The following is a 15,827-nucleotide window of genomic DNA, read 5'->3' on the forward strand; positions in this document are numbered from 1 at the left end:
GGCGTGAATAATACCTAGGGGATTCGAATTTTTGAAGTCTTGACAACTCATAAATTGGCTAATTTTTGTGCTTATTTTCAAAGTGTTCAATAAATGCACATTTAGTAGGACTGAGTTTTGTTTGAAAAGACTTTAATTTGATGTGTAACGGCGCGTGCACCGGGATCCTGAATTGGTATGACGATATGGACCGGAGTACTAGGCGGCATAAATGTGATGTCTAGGAAATCTTTGTGTAGATAATCCTTTGGAGAAAAAAGGCGCGCAGCGACAGGGCGGCCATTTAAATCGTAGAACTCCAAGGCCAGCTTTGGCATAGGTTGAGCAAAGCGACTACTGTTAGTCATAATGGCATTGACTTGCAGCGAATTGTTTAGTGTTGGGTGGCTTTGAATACGAACATGTTCAATGTCAACGGCGGCAACATCTTCGTAGGTCGGCAGTGTGCAGCCAACATACGCGCATGCTGCTTTGTAAAAACCGCGAAATTGTGCAGAGCGACTGCCTTGTTCAAAGTAGCCAACTCCCACTTGCACGGCCAATAAAGCAAGAGCAGCCAAGGTGCCGAGCGTCCATAACCATGTGAACTTTGCTTTCTTACGGTGCTTTTTAGGTTGCTCAGTGTCGGTTAATGTTGCGAGGCTGTATTCAGCTGCAAGCTGTTTCATTGATTCTTGGGAAGAGTATTCAGAATCCGATAGCGTGTCATGTTTAGAAACATCTTGAGCTAGCGAATGCAGCGCGTGCATATAATCCGGCTCATCTGCTTCAGGTGCCTGATTCATATTGTTGGCTGGTGGCGGTGTCTTTTTAGATGTTTGAACCTCACGTTTAGCTTGCAACTGTTCACTGAATACTGGCGCAGAAGCGGGTGATTGAGCACTCATCTGTGATTCCAGCTCTGCAAGTTCAACTTCCCATGGTGCCAATTCTTCTTTGCGTGCAGGTTGAGTAGGTGACGATTTTGGTTGCTTGGGTTTAGATGCAGCTGGAGTAGGTTTGGTTTTAGGTGCGTCTAAATCGCCAAAGAGATCGTCCTCTTCCATACTTTCTACAAAGCGCTCATCAGTACCTTTGGGTGGCGAGTAGGGCGTAAGATCGTCCTCATCAAACAGAGTGTTTAGCCAATCAGGGTTAACACTGCCGTCATTACTAACAGTTTCGGGTTTTGATGCCTTTTCTTTAACTTGCTGTATAGGTCTAGATGGCTTTGCTGTTTTTTGTTTGGATGGCTCAGTTGGTTGTTGTTCAGGTGTATTAGTTGTCGGCTCTGTTACTTTGGGAGTTGTCGCTGATGCAGGAGTGGGTTTAGGTGCCGGTTTCGTGACAGCGACTTTGTCGGGTGCAGGGGCTGAGCCTTGTGCTGGCGCTGCTGTAAAAATATGAAAGCATTGACCACAACGGACTTTGCCTTTTGCCATACTCAGGACTTCCTGAGTGACACGGAAAGTAGTGGAACATTTAGGGCAGCGTGTGATCATGCTTTCAGACATAAGCGCGGTATTTCCTTAACTGGCTACAGCTTTTTTGCCACAATTCGAACCCATTCCTCTTTTTCGACGATGGACTCAATTTTAAACCAAGGTTTGTAAGCTTCGACAACAGAGTGAGCTTGAGACTCAAGGATACCAGAAAGTGCCAGTAATCCACCTTGTTTTACTAACTTTGAAATAGTGTCGGACAGCTCAGCCAAAGGCCCCGCTAAAATATTCGCCACGACAATATCTGCTTCAACATCACTGTCGTAAGGTGGCAACTTCACTTCATAACGATCAGGAGTGATGTTGTTGCGTTCGGCATTTGCTTGAGTGGCTTGTACTGCTTGAGGGTCAATATCAATCCCCACCATGTTATCAGCGCCAAGTAGTAAGCCAGCGATGCCTAAAATACCTGAGCCACAGCCATAATCGATAATGCTCTTATTTTGACACTCAATTGAATCTAACCACTCAAGACACAGAGCAGTGGTTGGGTGAGTGCCCGTACCAAAGGCTAGACCTGGGTCTAGAATTAAATTCACTGCTTTGTCGTCTGGCACATCACGCCAACTCGGGCAAACCCAAAGACGCTTGCCAAACTGAATTGGGTGGTAGCTGTCCATCCATTCACGAATCCAGTCTTTGTCTTCAAGTATTTCGATTTTAAGATCTACGTTAGGTTGACCTAAGTGTTGAGCTTTGTGCTCAATAACATTACGAATCTGTTCTAGGTCTGCATCCGCATCAAAAAGTCCTGTGACACGAGTGTGTTTCCAAAGAGGGGTGGTGTTTAAGTCCGGCTCATAGACAGGGTCATCATGAACATCTTCAAAAGTGACGACTAATGCGCCACATTCTAGCATAGCATCTTCATAAGTGGGTACGTGCTCTGGCGTTGTATGAACGCGGATTTGCAACCAAGGCATGGGAGTAAGGTCCAGTTGAGACTATCGTAAGTCGGTTAATTCTGATGTTTAGAGGAGGGTACTACACCTCCGAGCGGAGGTGTAGTAATTGAGCGCATTATAGGCCCAGTTTCTTTTCCAAGTAATGGATGTTTACGCCACCAGCAATGAAGCTGGAATCCGTTACTAGATCTTTTTGTAGATCGATATTGGTTTTGATACCGTCTACGAACGTTTCATCTAATGCAACTTCTAGACGTTTAAGTGCTTCTTCACGTGTGTTCGCAAAACAAATGATTTTTGCGATCATAGAGTCGTACGTTGGTGGAACGGTGTAGCCACTGTAAAGGTGGGAATCTACTCGCACACCCATACCGCCAGGCGCATGGAAGTAGTTAACTTTACCAGGGCTAGGCATGAAGGTTTTTGGGTCTTCAGCATTGATACGAGCTTCAACTGCATGACCATTAAGCTTCACGTCTGCTTGTGTAATTGACAAAGGTAAGCCGCTGGCAATTCGCAGCTGCTCTTTTACGATGTCTATGCCTGTTACCATTTCGGTCACAGGGTGTTCGACTTGAACACGCGTGTTCATTTCAATGAAGTAGAAACGACCGTCTTCGTAAAGGAACTCAAATGTACCTGCGCCGCGGTAACCAATTTTGATACACGCATCCACACAAGATTTTAAGCATTGTGCGCGAGACTCAGGATCAAGTTGAGGCGCTGGTGCTTCTTCCAATACTTTTTGATGGCGACGTTGTAAAGAACAGTCGCGATCGTAAAGGTGTACAGCATTGCCTTGGCCGTCGGCTAGGACTTGGACTTCAACGTGACGCGGGTTTGTTAGGAATTTCTCCATGTAAACCGTGCTATCGCCAAAGTAAGAACCTGCCTCAGACTGGGTAATACTGATTGACTTAAGAAGGCTACCTTCGTTGTGAACAACACGCATACCACGACCACCACCGCCAGCCGCAGCTTTAACAATAACTGGGTAGCCAATTTCGCGAGCAATACGCATACAAGCTTCAGGATCAGATGGAACTGGACCATTAGAGCCAGGAACTGTTGGTACGTTTGCTTCACGCATTGCTTTGATGGCAGACACTTTGTCACCCATTAAGCGAATCGTTTCCGCTTTAGGGCCGATAAATGCAAAGCCTGAGCGTTCAACTTGTTCCGCAAAGTCTGCGTTTTCTGCAAGAAAGCCGTAACCAGGGTGAATCGCAGATGTATCAGTTAATTCTGCAGCACTGATTAGCGCCGGAATATTCAAATAGCTGTCTTTTGATGGGTTCGGGCCGATACAGATCGATTCGTCTGCAAGCCGTACGTGTAATAATTCACGGTCAATTTTAGAGTGAACCGCAACTGTTTTAATACCGAGTTCTTTACAAGCGCGAAGAATACGCAGTGCAATTTCGCCTCGGTTAGCAATCAATACTTTATCTAGCATGATGAAACCTATGGCAGTGGATTAAATGATGGTAACTAGCGGTTGGTCAAATTCTACTGGCTCACCATCAGTTGCTAGGATAGCGCCAATTGTACCAGCTTTGTCAGCTTCAATTTGGTTCATCATTTTCATGGCTTCAACGATACAGATTGTATCGCCAACGTTTACTTTCTGGCCAACTTCAACGAATGCGTTAGCACCAGGTGCTGGAGACGCGTAGAAAGTACCGACCATTGGAGAATTTACAGAGTGGCCAGAAAAAGCGGCTTCTGCTGGAGCTGCGTCAGCGGTTGGTGCTGCTGCAGGCGCTGGCGCTGCTGTAGGTGCTGGCGCTGGGTAGTATTGAGGGGCTGCAACTGGAGCGCCGCCACGACTGATTCGAACTGCCTCTTCGCCTTCTTTGATCTCGATCTCGTATACGTTAGATTCTTCTAGTAGCTCGATAAGTTTTTTAATTTTGCGAATGTCCATGTTGACTCTCTTTTCTCTGTCTATGTATTCAGTCTAGTTCTGTCCTGTGATGAAACGACAGGGCAGGCGGCACTAAGAGCTAAAAGCAACGCTTACGCTGCAAAGTAGAACTCAGTAAGAAATCCAATTAACGGGAAATTATCAGTAAAAAGCGCGATATTGTCCAGTTTTGTAGATAAAAAACCTATATTTTATAAAAGAGGTTAAAAAACAACCTCTAGTAAACTGTCTTGGTTGGGTTATTTGACAATAAGGCGTCAAGGCGTGCTTTGACTTCTTCTTTGGTCGGCTCACCTACTAAAGAATAGTTGTCTAATAGTCGTCCTTTAGTATCAAAAAACAACATTGCAGGCGGGCCAAACAGCTGAAATTGTTTAAGTAGTGCTTGATTTTGCGCGTTGTTCTCTGTGACATCGACTTGAACAAAGGTGACCATGTTTAAAAGTGGCAATATGTCAGGGTGTTTAAACACTTTTTCTTCTGTGATTTTGCAGCTTATACACCAATCGGCATAAAGATCGATGACAACAGGCAATGTGCTACTTTGCTGAATGAGCTTTAGCTCCTCCAAAGAACCAATGGTTTCATAATAGGGTACGCTAATACTTTGTTGTTGAGCGTTATTTGGCGAAGCAGTTAGCCTATTAAGTGGCGTTGTTGGGTTATGACTGCCCGTAAAACCGCCTATTATTTCTGCAAATCCAACAATAAAGGTAAGCAAAGCAATAAACCATCGTACCGGATGAGACGTGCCGGTATTGATACGGTGAAAGAAATATGCTGCCAGGGACAGGCTTAGTAACCCCCACATGAACAGATGGTAGGTCTCTGCTAGCCAGCGATTGGCAAGCCAGATCGCAAGGCCTAGCATGGCAAATCCCATCAGTTTTTTAATATCTTCTAACCAAGCGCCATTTTTGGGTAACACCTTGCTTCCCAGTGCGCCCACAAGCAGCAGTGGCATACCCATGCCAAGCCCCATAGTGAATAATGCCAATGCACCATAGGCCGCATCTGACGTGGTGCTGATATACAGTACTACTCCTGCTAGTGGTGCGGAAACGCAGGGGGAAACAACCAATGTTGCAAATACGCCAGCGAAAAAGATACCGAGTGTACGTGAGCGATTGTTTTGAGATTTATTAGAAAGAGTGTTGAGGCGAGCTTGAAGGCCACTGGGTAAACGCAATTCATAAACACCGAACATTGCCAGTGAGAGTGCAACGAATAGTAAGGCACTGATGAACAGAATGGATGGGCTTTGAAGTGCTGCTTGAAGGTTTAGTTGAGTTCCAAACCAGCCTGCCAGCGCGCCAATAAAGCCGTAAGTCGCCGCCATGCCAAGGACGTAGATGGCTGAAAGATAGAGCCCAGACCAGCCTTTTGCTTTACTGCCCACGACGATAGTACTCACTATCGGTATCATAGGAAGTACGCATGGTGTAAATGATAGTAGTAGACCTATTCCAAACATAATCAGCAGCATGTTGACAAAGGATGCTTGGCTAATAAGGTTTGTTACTTGTTGTGCTTCTGAAAGCTCAAATGTACTAAAAGAGGCTGTGTCAGTGCTGTTACTCGTTGTGGTTATAGCCTGTTGCGGAAACTCCACTGACATTGGCACTTTCTGTGGTGGATAGCATAGCCCTTTTTCAGCACAACCTTGATAGCTAATGATAAAGTCGACTTGTTTGGACGTGTCTTGGTTATCCAAAGAAAGCGGGAGTTTTAAACGTTCATGGTAGACTTCGACTTCACCAAAGTAAGGGTCTTGTTTCAGTTCACCGTTTGGAATGTTGGCGAAACCTAACGAAGGTTCTTTGTCGCTTGTGACGTTTAGTTGATGGCGATATAAGTAGTAGCCATCGGTGATGTGCCATGTGGCCCATACTTGCCCCTCAGAGTCACTGTTGACTGACAAACTAAAAGCTTGATCAACAGGAAGAAACTCCGGCTCGGAGTTAAAAGGCGAGCTAAAGTTGAACGCCATGGCGACGTTGGATAAAAGTAGAGTCGTAAACACAGCGATAAATCGCATCATAGAATATAGCTCATATTGTTGCGAGAGAGGTTTCTTCAGTCCCAAAGGCGCTATAGACTAACAACGGGCGTGAAAGTTTCCAAATGTCTAGGAGTTCTCTTGATAAAAAAAGCGCTTTTCTTACTTACTTCGACAATGTTTTTGTCGGGTTGTACAACGTTATCGAGTGATAATTGGTGGCACACTGATCTGCCTGTTGAGACATCTAACAAGCAAGATGGCGCGTATAGGCAAGCACCTGTAACGCAGAGAACTGACAATAAGGTTAGTGTTAAGCGCCAGTCTAAGGTGACGCGAGCGCAAGCAGTGACTGCGAATATTATCCGTGAAGGGCAAATGGCTTTATCGGAAAATCGCTTGTTGACCCCAGAAGGGGATAATGCAAATTTGTACTTTCAGATTGCGTTAGGGCGTGACCCAGGAAACTACGATGCAACGATTGGTATCGCTGCGATTGTGGACAAATACTTGGCTTGGGCCATCCAATCAGCAAATGCCGCTGATTTTAAAAGTGCTGAGCAATTTATTGAGCGAGCTAAACGAGTTAACCCAAGAGATCCAAACATTCAAGAAATTGAGGTACGGGTAGAACAGAAGCAGGTCGTTGATGACCACGCTTCGCAAGCAGATCAACAGTTTGCCTCGGAAGATATATTTCATCTACCCGATGATCTTTTTCAATTGAGTGAAGAAAAAATTCTTTCTCATATTCAGCCTATTATTGATAGAGTTGAAAAGACACAAGGCTCAATCGAGATTCATTGGCCAAGAGATAAAGAAGGTCGACTGCTATATCAAATTATTAATAGTAGAACACCAAATTTTCGTGTTCGAGCCATGACTTTTCTTAGTTCGGAACACACAGTTGAAGTTTTAGTTAATTAACATGGGAACGCATCAATGGCGAAATTTATCGATAAGATAGCCTTCTGGAAAACAAGCCTGCCTAAAGTAGGTAGATCTGCCTTTGCAGCTGTCGTTGTACTGGTCATTTTCTTGTTTGCTTTGGGTATTTATTGGAACTCTGAACCAGATCAGTTTGATGTGGTTGCAGTGGCAAAAGAGCGTGCTGAAGAGCGTGGCTACTTGAATAACAGTAAGCAGTTGGTTACTGGTTACACGATGACTAATACGCTTTACAGCTTGGTTGATACGTTACTTGAGAAACCAGGCGGCTTTATTTCCAATGATATTATGCCTCCGGGGGTATTGATGGATAACATGCCGTCTTGGGAGTTTGGTGTCATGGTACAGGTTCGTGATTTAGCGCGTGCTTTACGAAAAGAGTTTAGCCGGAGCCAATCTCAATCTACTGAGGATGTAAACCTTAAAATTGCAGAGCCGCAGTATAACTTTGATACCAACAGCTGGGCCCTTCCGTCGAGTGAAAGTGAGTATCGCCGTGGTAACGCTGAATTGCTTAAATACCTAGATCGTTTGGCTAATAAAGCGGACAACGCTCAGTTCTACTCTCGCGCTGACAATTTAGCGGATTACTTATCTGATGCTTCGACGCGTCTGGGTAGTTTGTCTCAGCGATTGTCTGCCAGTGTGGTAAAAGAGCGCGAGAATACAGATTTAGCGGGTGATGCAGAAGCTCGTCAATCAACGGCAAACGGTTCTTACCAGAATGTTAAGACGCCATGGACACAGATCGATAATGTGTTCTATGAAGCACGTGGTGCAAGCTGGGCATTGATTCATATTCTTAAATCTGTAGAGGTTGATTTTGCACAGACGCTACAGAAGAAAAATGCCATGGTTAGTTTACGTCAAATTATTCGTGAGCTAGAAGCAACGCAAGAAACAGTATGGTCGCCTATGATATTGAATGGCAGTGGCTTTGGTTTGTTGGCTAACCACTCATTGGTAATGGCGTCTTACATGTCTCGTGCGAATGCACAGATCATCGACCTAGTTAGGTTGTTGAAACAAGGCTAATAAATCTTGAGCGATTTAGCTAATACGGCGCGTGCGGCTATTATAGACGACGCGCCGTCTATTCTTTCAATTTTTCTTGAATCAGTAGAGCAAACTGGCGTAAAAGGGGAAATCAACCTCCTTAGTGTTGTCGACTGGATCGACAATGCAAATGACCAGTATCCTTTATGGGTGCTAGAAAAAGACAATGACATCATTGCTTGGTGTGCATTAGAAGCGTTTTACGGATTACCTGCATTAGAGGGTGTAGCCGAAGTGGCGATCTACATTGCATTGCAGCATCAACGCCAAGGCCTCGGGAGTCAGCTTTTAGCGTTATTGGAACAGCATGCCATTAATCACAAAAGGCATTCTTTAGTCGCTTATGTTGTGTCTGATAATAACAATAGCCTGCAGTTCTTTTTCCAAAATGCTTTCAAGCAGTGGGGCAGTTTACCGTCAGTGGTTCGTAGCGGTGATATTGTCAGCGACCTAAAGTTGTTAGGCCGCCAGCTTGATTGAGTAGCGAAACTAAATTGGCTCAAACACAGAGCCTGAGCTAGGAACGAACAGTGTTTTGTACATTCGACTTGCGTAATCATCACTCATCGACGCCATGTAGTCACAAATAATGCGATAACCATGACCTCCCTTTTCAGTATCTTGATGCCATTCTTTAGCTAAATCTTTAGGCAATAAGCGTGCGGGGTCTGCTGCGAGTGCTTCAAACATTTCAAGCAACATTTGTTGGCCCTTGTAAACCAATATTTGCACTTCTGGACGCATAATGATGTGTTGCATCTCAAACTCTTTAAATAGATTCAGAGCTTCGCGCTCAGCATCAGGTAAATCGGCTTGGAATCGAAGTAGAGGATGGTTAAATTCTTTTTTTTCTATGACATAACATGATGTGATAAACCAGCTAACTAAGTCTCCAATGGCTTTTTTGCGTAAGTGACTTTGTTTGCTGAACAGCTGAGATTCTATGCGTTCAAGATTGTGGTTTAGAAAATCACTGTCAATCGCGTTAAGCTTGGGCTTTAAATACTGTTGCCACATGTCACGAGTCACCATGCCTAATACGATAGCATCTTCCATGTCATGAACGCCGTAGGCAATATCGTCAGCTAGATCCATGATGGAAGTATCGAAACCACAATACGCTGTTCTGCCATGAGCGTTAGGATGTGGACGTGTTACTTGGCTTAGAGTGTCCCGATCAGTTTGTTCAAAGGGTTCGAGGATCCAATCTAAAAGTTCACTTTCTTCTTGATAAATGCATTTAGGTGGATGCCAATCTTTGGCTTTAAACTGACGAAAATTATCGGGTTTATTTGGATAGCTACCAACAACTGTTTGATATAGAGCCGGGTACTTTAAAACGCCCAACATAGTTCGACGAGAAACATCCATACCATAGGTTTCAGAATAAGAACCGCGTTTACCTAAAATGCGCAATGACTGACCGTTGCCTTCAAAACCTCCGTATTCCGTCATCATATAGTTGAGAGCCACTTCACCACCGTGTCCAAAAGGTGGATGACCGATATCATGGCTCAAGCAAATGGTCTCCATAAGAGAATCACTCGCTAGCCAAGGTTGGAATGGGGCGTGACTTGGGTTTGACAATTGCAGCTGGTAGACAATGCCACCGCCTATTTGAGCAACCTCAAGCGAGTGTGTGAGGCGTGTTCGACTGTAGTCATTTTGACGTATAGCAAGGATTTGGGTTTTGGATTGAAGTCGACGAAAGGCGGCGCTGTGAATGATCCTCGCTCGGTCTCTTTGATATACATCACGATGGTCATTACTTCTTTCAACACGAGGGCCCGATCGACGGACCATCCATTCGGTTAGATCAAAATTGTCGTTTATCATACTTCATTGCTCTACCAATATTGTCTAATCAGTCTTTCATTAAAATACGATATAGGTCAATGCCTGACTCAGCTGGAGTAGGCATAATGTTCATCATCATAAGGAAACATTATGCTAAACACACAACACCTCATTACATTTAGAACGCTAGTAGAAACGGGTAGTTTCACGCAGACGGCTCGTAAGCTTGGGTTAACCCAGCCTGCAGTGAGTCAGCATATTCAAAAGCTAGAAAAAGGGCTTGGCGAATCGCTGTTGATTCGTCACGGTCGGTCGACCGAATTAACTGAAGCTGGACAAGTGTTGTATAAACATGTTCAGGATTTAGGAAGCTGCTACGAGAAGTTTGTGGGCAAGTGGCAAAATTACATTGCTCAAAAAAGCCCTGAAGAGCAGCAGTCAAGAAAAAGCGCCTAAGGAGTGATCTTTAGGCGCTTTCAGTTAAGCTTGTTTTGTTGGGATGATATTGCCAACATGCAGACCACATTCTTTATGCTCTGACTCTTCCCACCACCAGCGTCCTTCGCGTTCATGTTGGTTCGGTAATACGGGACGTGTACAAGGTTCGCAACCAATACTGGTGAAGCCTTTATGATGCAATTCGTTAAAAGGCACTTCGAATACTTTTATGTAGTTCCAAACGTCTTCAGATGACCAGTTTGCCAATGGATTAAACTTGTAAAGAGGGTTAGCTTCAGAGCTGAATGCACTATCTAGCTCGGCAAAATCCAGTTGGTTACGTGTACCGTGACTTTGATCTTTACGCTGTCCCGTAATCCAAGCATCCAATGTTGCAAGCTTTTTACGAAGGGGGGCTACTTTACGTATGCCGCAACATTCTTTATGACCATCTTCGAAGAAACTAAACAAACCTTTTTCTTTGGTAAAGGCTTCTAGTTTTTCTGCATCAGGAGACATGATGTCAATTTCAATATTGTAATGTTTACGCACCTGCTCAATAAAACGGTACGTATCTGAGTGCAAGCGGCCTGTATCGAGAGAAAATACACTTACGTCTTTCTTAGCTTTTACAGCCATATCAATCAATACAACATCTTCAGCACCACTAAAAGAGATAGCAATATTGTCGAATTCTTTTATCGCACTGTGAATAATTTTTTGAGCCTCATCGGCTTTGTGGTTATCAATGAAGGCTTCTAGGTCAAAGTTGGACATCGTTTCCTATCCTAGTCTTGAGCAAATTTGGCTGTACCATAGCAAGTAAAGCAGGGGAGATAAAATACAAAAGCTGCCTATCCTTATAATGCAATAAGGTTATTTGCGAGAATGATTTTCAATCACCTGGTAGAGGCCGAAAATAATGCCGGCGGTAACCCCCCATATTTGTAAACCATTATATATAATTTCAAAATAGCCGCGTTTTAAGTTGCCTATCTCTTTTTCGATGTAGCGGAAGTTACTGGGGTCTAATAAGTGATTTAAAGGTACCCAGTGCACTTGCTCAACTTCGACTTCACTCAAACTTAATTCACTCATTCGAGTCATTTCCGCGACGACGGGTTTGATGCAAAAGCCAGAGATTGAACAGTATTCTCCAAGGTCACCAAGCAATTCAAAGCAGTCAGGGGCAAGACCAACTTCTTCTAATGTTTCTCTCAACGCGGTGTATTGGATACTGGCGTCTTCAGCGTCGTGTTTGCCACCAGGAAAAGCAATTTGGCCTGGGTGGTTTCGCATATTCAAAGAACGCTGAGTAAGCAGTACTTGAAGTTGATTTTCGATAGGGCAATGGTAAATAGGAATAAGTACTGCTGCTGCACGGTAGACGTGACGATAAGCGTGCGGAGCAATTTTCTGATCCGGGTTGTAGATTTTAGTTGGCGTCTCACCGCCCAAAGCTGCTCGAATTTCATCGATTGTCGGTGTAATAGCACGAGATTCTAAAAAGCGTGAGACATCAACCATATATCGTTACCTGAGAAAGAGCTTCTCTAAAGTATGGGTTAAACGGCCTATTTTGGTAAAGGTTTCTTGATACTCTTCTTCGCAGACAGAGTCTGCAACAAGTCCACCTCCTGCCCAGCAGTGTAATTTTAGCCCATCTGCAATGAGTGTTCGAATGGTAATACTAGAATCCATTTGACCGTTACAACCAAAATAGATCATTGAGCCACAATAAACGCTGCGCTCATGGGGTTCTAGTTCATCGATGATCTGCATAGCTCGTACTTTGGGCGCACCAGTGATTGAGCCGCCAGGAAAGCTTTCTTGAAAAACTTTTAAAGCATCGCCTTTTTTTTCAATACGGCCTTCAACGGTCGAGACCATATGATGAACATTGGCGTAGCTTTCGAGTGCAAATAGCTTTGGTACCTTTACACTTCCTGTTACGCAGTTTTTGCCTAAGTCATTTCGTAATAAATCGACGATCATCAAGTTTTCGGCACGGTCTTTTTGGGAGGCCAAAAGTTCATCGGCTAAAGCTTGATCCTCTTCCGTTGTGCCGCCACGTGGTCGAGTTCCTTTGATTGGCTTTGATTCAACTCGTCCGTTATCACAAAGAATAAAACGTTCGGGAGAATGGGACAGGACCGCGCGTCCATCCGGTAGCTGGAAGTAAGCGCCAAAGGGGGTCGGGCAGGTTTCTTTAAGTGCTAAGTAAGCAGACCAAGTTTGGCCTTGGTACGAGGCACTAAAACGTTGCGTTAAGTTGACTTGATAGCAGTCGCCAGCTTGAATGTAGTCTTGTACTTTCTGGAAGCGTTTGGCATAGCTTTCAGCCGTCATGTTTGCTTTGAAGGTGTCATGCAAAGCAAATTCAGCATTCAGTGATGGATCGTCATCCCTTGTCAGGCGTTCTTTGAGTTCTGCTTCGCTGAATTGACACCACGGTGTGATGATAAGTGTCGTGAGCTGTTTATGATGATCAGTAATTAGTGCCCAACCATATAAACCTAATAAAATATGAGGCAGTTGAACATCTTCAATCACATTTTGTGGCAATGTTTCAACGTAACGGCCAGCTTCGTAGCTGTAGTAGCCTAGCAGTCCACCATTGAAGGCGAGAGACGTGTCTGTTGACCAAGGTTGGCTCGTAATAAACTCAACAAGCTCAGTCAATAGATTCATAGGATTGTCCGTTACATTGGTTTGCACCAATGGTTCAACGAACCATTCTAAGGAGAAATCTGAACCCTGTGCATTAACTACCGCTAACGGCGCTGCACTTAAAATATCCCAGCGTGTGTCACTGAATGACGCATGATTGCTATCAAATAAAATAGGATAAGAAAGATCGCTGAACTTTGGGAACAGTCGAGCAAGAGTGCTTTCATAAGGCAAACTAATGAGTTTGACTTCTGCCATAATTAAGAACCACGTATATTTAAAGTGTTATCAAGCGTTTAGTGTCGCTATTTTACCCGAAATCTGGCTTTGAGTAGGAAGATTTAAAGTGTCCAAGAGAAAAAAATTGCAACTGATCGATACAAAGCTGTCGTATCGATTAATTGAGGTGCCCAATAGCAAAACAGATGAGTGTTGTTTAATGCTTCATGGTGCTGGTGTTGCTGGCGAGCTGACGTATGGCCCAATGCTTGAGTATCTTACTCATTGGCGTTGGATTCTCCTACCCGATTTAAATGGTATGGGAGAATCTTTTTATCATGAACCCTCTGAAGCACCTTTAACGATAGAGTCTTTATCAGGCGATATTCAAAGCTTACTTGCAGAATTAAATTGGCGCGAGTTCGATATTGTTGGCTACTCGCTTGGTGGGTTAGTTGCTCTGTACATAAATGCCGAATTAAAGGCAACACATGGAAAATCCCATAGATTAGCTTTGATGGAACCTGCGTCATTAGAACGTGAATGTGTGGAAACCCTAGCTGAGGTTCGCCAGCGTTATCGCCTTGCGTCTCAAACCATACGTGAAACAGGGGATGTAGAATTGGGGATTGCGCACTTTATGGAGGGGGTCTCCCCTAATCGTCGTAAGCACCCAGTAGCTGAAGCAACCACTCAAAGCCGTTTAGCGCATCGGCCTTTGGGTTTTAGTTATGCTTTGGATGCAGTGACTGATTGGGTCGAAAAAGTGTCTATTAATGTCAGCCTTCGTGATGATTTACTTAACGCTGCGGATCAGGTGTATTTGTTATCAGGGGAATTAAGTCATGAATTATTGCGTCAGCATTACGATGTTTTAGCTGCGAGAAGCGAGGGCTGGCAGCATACATCTCTTTCAGGTTGCGATCATTCGTTACCGTTTCAAAAGCCTAGACAGATCGCAAAATACTTAGATTCATGGTTTTTGTAAATAAATGTTGTTTTATTGCTCAAGCTTAAGAGGTTTTGGTCGATAACTGATCAACGGTAAAATTATTACGAGGAAGGGTTATGTCTGATCCATTAAAAGGTTTAGGTAGCTCAGTGCCTACTTATACACCAAACCACCGCAGTCAAGAAAGTCAATCTGGCGGTGCGACAGCACTGAAGCAGTGGGGCTCAGACGGCTATAGTCCTTCTTCGGCATCGTATCGCTCAATGGGCATTGTTCAGCAATCTCTGTCTGCTAAGTTTACTGCATCATTTGGTTCATCTAACGCGAATGCTGCCGAGCAAGCAACCAATACAAAAGAAAGTTCGGAAAATGATTTTTCTCCTGAAAAAGTAGCGCAGCGTATTTTGTCCCATGTTGGCAACTACATGGAAAACTTGCAAAACAAAGGCGCGGATGACGAGCGTTTAGCGTCGGTACTAGAAACCGCGAAAGAAGCGGTACAAAAAGGGATGGATGATGCAAAAGAGAAGTTGGATGCGCTAGGTTGGCTCATGAATCCAGGGGTGGAACAAGGCATCACTGAAACTGAAGATCTGTTATCTGAAGGCTTTGATGCATTGGACAAAGCGTTTTTTGCTGACACGGAGGCCGTTTCCCAAGTAGCCGCTATGACGACTTCATCAAGCTATCGTCGTGAAGACTATTCTCAGATTCAAATGACGACTCAGGAAGGTGATGTGGTAAGTCTTAACTTGTACTCATTAAGTGCAAGCGAACAAGGCGAAGCGGCAAGCATTAGTGACAATGGTATGAGTTATGCGCGCTATGAAAGCGCCAATCAAGCCTTCGCTTTTGATTTCAGTGTCGAAGGTGACTTGAATGAAGATGAACTTGCTGCCATTAAAGATATGATGAATTCTGCAGGGGAAGTGTCAGATTTGTTCTTTGATGGCGATGTAGCTGGGGCGTTACAGCGTGGTTTTGATATGGGCTTTGATTCGACTCAGTTAGCCAACTTTTCGATGACACTGCAAACCAGCCAAACTATGAAATCCTCTCAAGCGGTGTCTGCTTACGGTCAAAACCCAGGCATGCGCTCAGTTCAGGAACCTTTGTCTGACTACCGTCAAGCTTTAGAGGAAACGGTTAAAAAAGCATCGGATTTATTCGATGATTTTCGTAATGTTGTAGAGTCCACCATGACAGACATTATGAGTATGCGCGAAGAACAATCGCAGAAAATGGATGATATGAGGCAAGTATTCGAATATCAGAAAGAAATGATTGAGCGAATTAGCCAATGGTTAATGCCTGAAGAAACTACCGCGCCTGACAGTAGTGAAAGCGCTGAGTCTGAAGGTGTTGAAGGTACAAATGAGGAGCCTTCTAGTAACGCTTGATTCGGTTTTACCCAATAAAATGATGCAATAAGCTG

15 protein-coding genes are annotated in these 15,827 nt (G+C 44.2%); 6 read left to right on the forward strand and 9 right to left on the reverse strand.

Annotation, left to right across the window (positions count from 1 at the left end; translation table 11 throughout):
- Nucleotides 1–101: 101 nt before the first annotated feature.
- The 5 genes from AYW75_RS06235 to dsbD all read right to left on the reverse strand — a co-directional run bounded on the left by AYW75_RS06235 (nt 102) and on the right by dsbD (nt 6,354).
- Nucleotides 102–1,493, reverse strand: a complete 1,392-nt coding sequence (locus AYW75_RS06235; RefSeq protein ID WP_067096989.1) for a zinc-ribbon and DUF3426 domain-containing protein — start codon at nt 1,491–1,493, stop codon at nt 102–104.
- A 23-nt stretch (nt 1,494–1,516) separates the two neighbouring features.
- Nucleotides 1,517–2,404 (reverse strand): 50S ribosomal protein L11 methyltransferase, encoded by an 888-nt coding sequence (gene prmA / locus AYW75_RS06240; RefSeq protein ID WP_067096992.1) that lies wholly within the window; start codon nt 2,402–2,404, stop codon nt 1,517–1,519.
- A gap of 97 nt (nt 2,405–2,501) precedes the next feature.
- On the reverse strand, nt 2,502–3,842 hold the full coding sequence (gene accC / locus AYW75_RS06245) for an acetyl-CoA carboxylase biotin carboxylase subunit (RefSeq protein ID WP_067096995.1): 1,341 nt from the start codon (nt 3,840–3,842) through the stop codon (nt 2,502–2,504).
- Nucleotides 3,843–3,863: 21 nt separating this feature from the next.
- Nucleotides 3,864–4,313, reverse strand: coding sequence for an acetyl-CoA carboxylase biotin carboxyl carrier protein (gene accB / locus AYW75_RS06250; RefSeq protein WP_067096998.1), 450 nt, complete (start codon nt 4,311–4,313; stop codon nt 3,864–3,866).
- Between the two features lie 217 nt (nt 4,314–4,530).
- The gene (gene dsbD / locus AYW75_RS06255) at nt 4,531–6,354 is read right to left on the reverse strand and encodes a protein-disulfide reductase DsbD (RefSeq protein ID WP_231886157.1); all 1,824 of its coding nucleotides are present in this window, start codon (nt 6,352–6,354) and stop codon (nt 4,531–4,533) included.
- 99 nt (nt 6,355–6,453) lie between these two features.
- Between dsbD and AYW75_RS06260 the strand changes: the two genes are divergently transcribed.
- The 3 genes from AYW75_RS06260 to AYW75_RS06270 are packed head-to-tail and all read left to right on the forward strand — an operon-like array spanning nt 6,454 to nt 8,796.
- The gene (locus tag AYW75_RS06260) at nt 6,454–7,239 is read left to right on the forward strand and encodes a hypothetical protein (RefSeq protein WP_067097001.1); all 786 of its coding nucleotides are present in this window, start codon (nt 6,454–6,456) and stop codon (nt 7,237–7,239) included.
- Between the two features lie 15 nt (nt 7,240–7,254).
- The gene (locus AYW75_RS06265) at nt 7,255–8,295 is read left to right on the forward strand and encodes a DUF2333 family protein (RefSeq protein WP_082856418.1); all 1,041 of its coding nucleotides are present in this window, start codon (nt 7,255–7,257) and stop codon (nt 8,293–8,295) included.
- A gap of 6 nt (nt 8,296–8,301) precedes the next feature.
- Entirely contained in the window at nt 8,302–8,796 is a 495-nt protein-coding gene (locus AYW75_RS06270; RefSeq protein ID WP_067097004.1) for a GNAT family N-acetyltransferase, read from the forward strand.
- Between the two features lie 9 nt (nt 8,797–8,805).
- Here the strand turns inward: AYW75_RS06270 and AYW75_RS06275 are convergent, their stop codons facing one another.
- On the reverse strand, nt 8,806–10,152 hold the full coding sequence (locus tag AYW75_RS06275; RefSeq protein ID WP_067097008.1) for an anti-phage deoxyguanosine triphosphatase: 1,347 nt from the start codon (nt 10,150–10,152) through the stop codon (nt 8,806–8,808).
- Nucleotides 10,153–10,263: 111 nt separating this feature from the next.
- Between AYW75_RS06275 and AYW75_RS06280 the strand changes: the two genes are divergently transcribed.
- Entirely contained in the window at nt 10,264–10,569 is a 306-nt protein-coding gene (locus AYW75_RS06280; protein WP_067097011.1) for a LysR family transcriptional regulator, read from the forward strand.
- A 24-nt stretch (nt 10,570–10,593) separates the two neighbouring features.
- Here AYW75_RS06280 and AYW75_RS06285 read toward each other — a convergent pair whose 3' ends face one another.
- From AYW75_RS06285 to pabB, 3 genes are all read right to left on the reverse strand, one after another.
- Nucleotides 10,594–11,328 (reverse strand): phosphoadenylyl-sulfate reductase, encoded by a 735-nt coding sequence (locus tag AYW75_RS06285; RefSeq protein WP_067097014.1) that lies wholly within the window; start codon nt 11,326–11,328, stop codon nt 10,594–10,596.
- Between the two features lie 99 nt (nt 11,329–11,427).
- On the reverse strand, nt 11,428–12,078 hold the full coding sequence (locus AYW75_RS06290) for an NUDIX hydrolase (RefSeq protein ID WP_067097017.1): 651 nt from the start codon (nt 12,076–12,078) through the stop codon (nt 11,428–11,430).
- A gap of 6 nt (nt 12,079–12,084) precedes the next feature.
- Entirely contained in the window at nt 12,085–13,479 is a 1,395-nt protein-coding gene (pabB, locus tag AYW75_RS06295; RefSeq protein WP_067097020.1) for an aminodeoxychorismate synthase component I, read from the reverse strand.
- A gap of 88 nt (nt 13,480–13,567) precedes the next feature.
- Between pabB and AYW75_RS06300 the strand changes: the two genes are divergently transcribed.
- Both AYW75_RS06300 and AYW75_RS06305 read left to right on the forward strand, forming a co-directional pair.
- The gene (locus tag AYW75_RS06300) at nt 13,568–14,428 is read left to right on the forward strand and encodes an alpha/beta fold hydrolase (RefSeq protein ID WP_067097023.1); all 861 of its coding nucleotides are present in this window, start codon (nt 13,568–13,570) and stop codon (nt 14,426–14,428) included.
- A gap of 80 nt (nt 14,429–14,508) precedes the next feature.
- Entirely contained in the window at nt 14,509–15,792 is a 1,284-nt protein-coding gene (locus AYW75_RS06305; RefSeq protein ID WP_067097026.1) for a DUF5610 domain-containing protein, read from the forward strand.
- The last annotated feature ends 35 nt before the right edge of the window (nt 15,793–15,827 follow it).

The organism is Marinomonas atlantica (assembly GCF_001639725.1).
GTDB classification, from domain to species: Bacteria; Pseudomonadota; Gammaproteobacteria; order Pseudomonadales; family Marinomonadaceae; genus Marinomonas; species Marinomonas atlantica.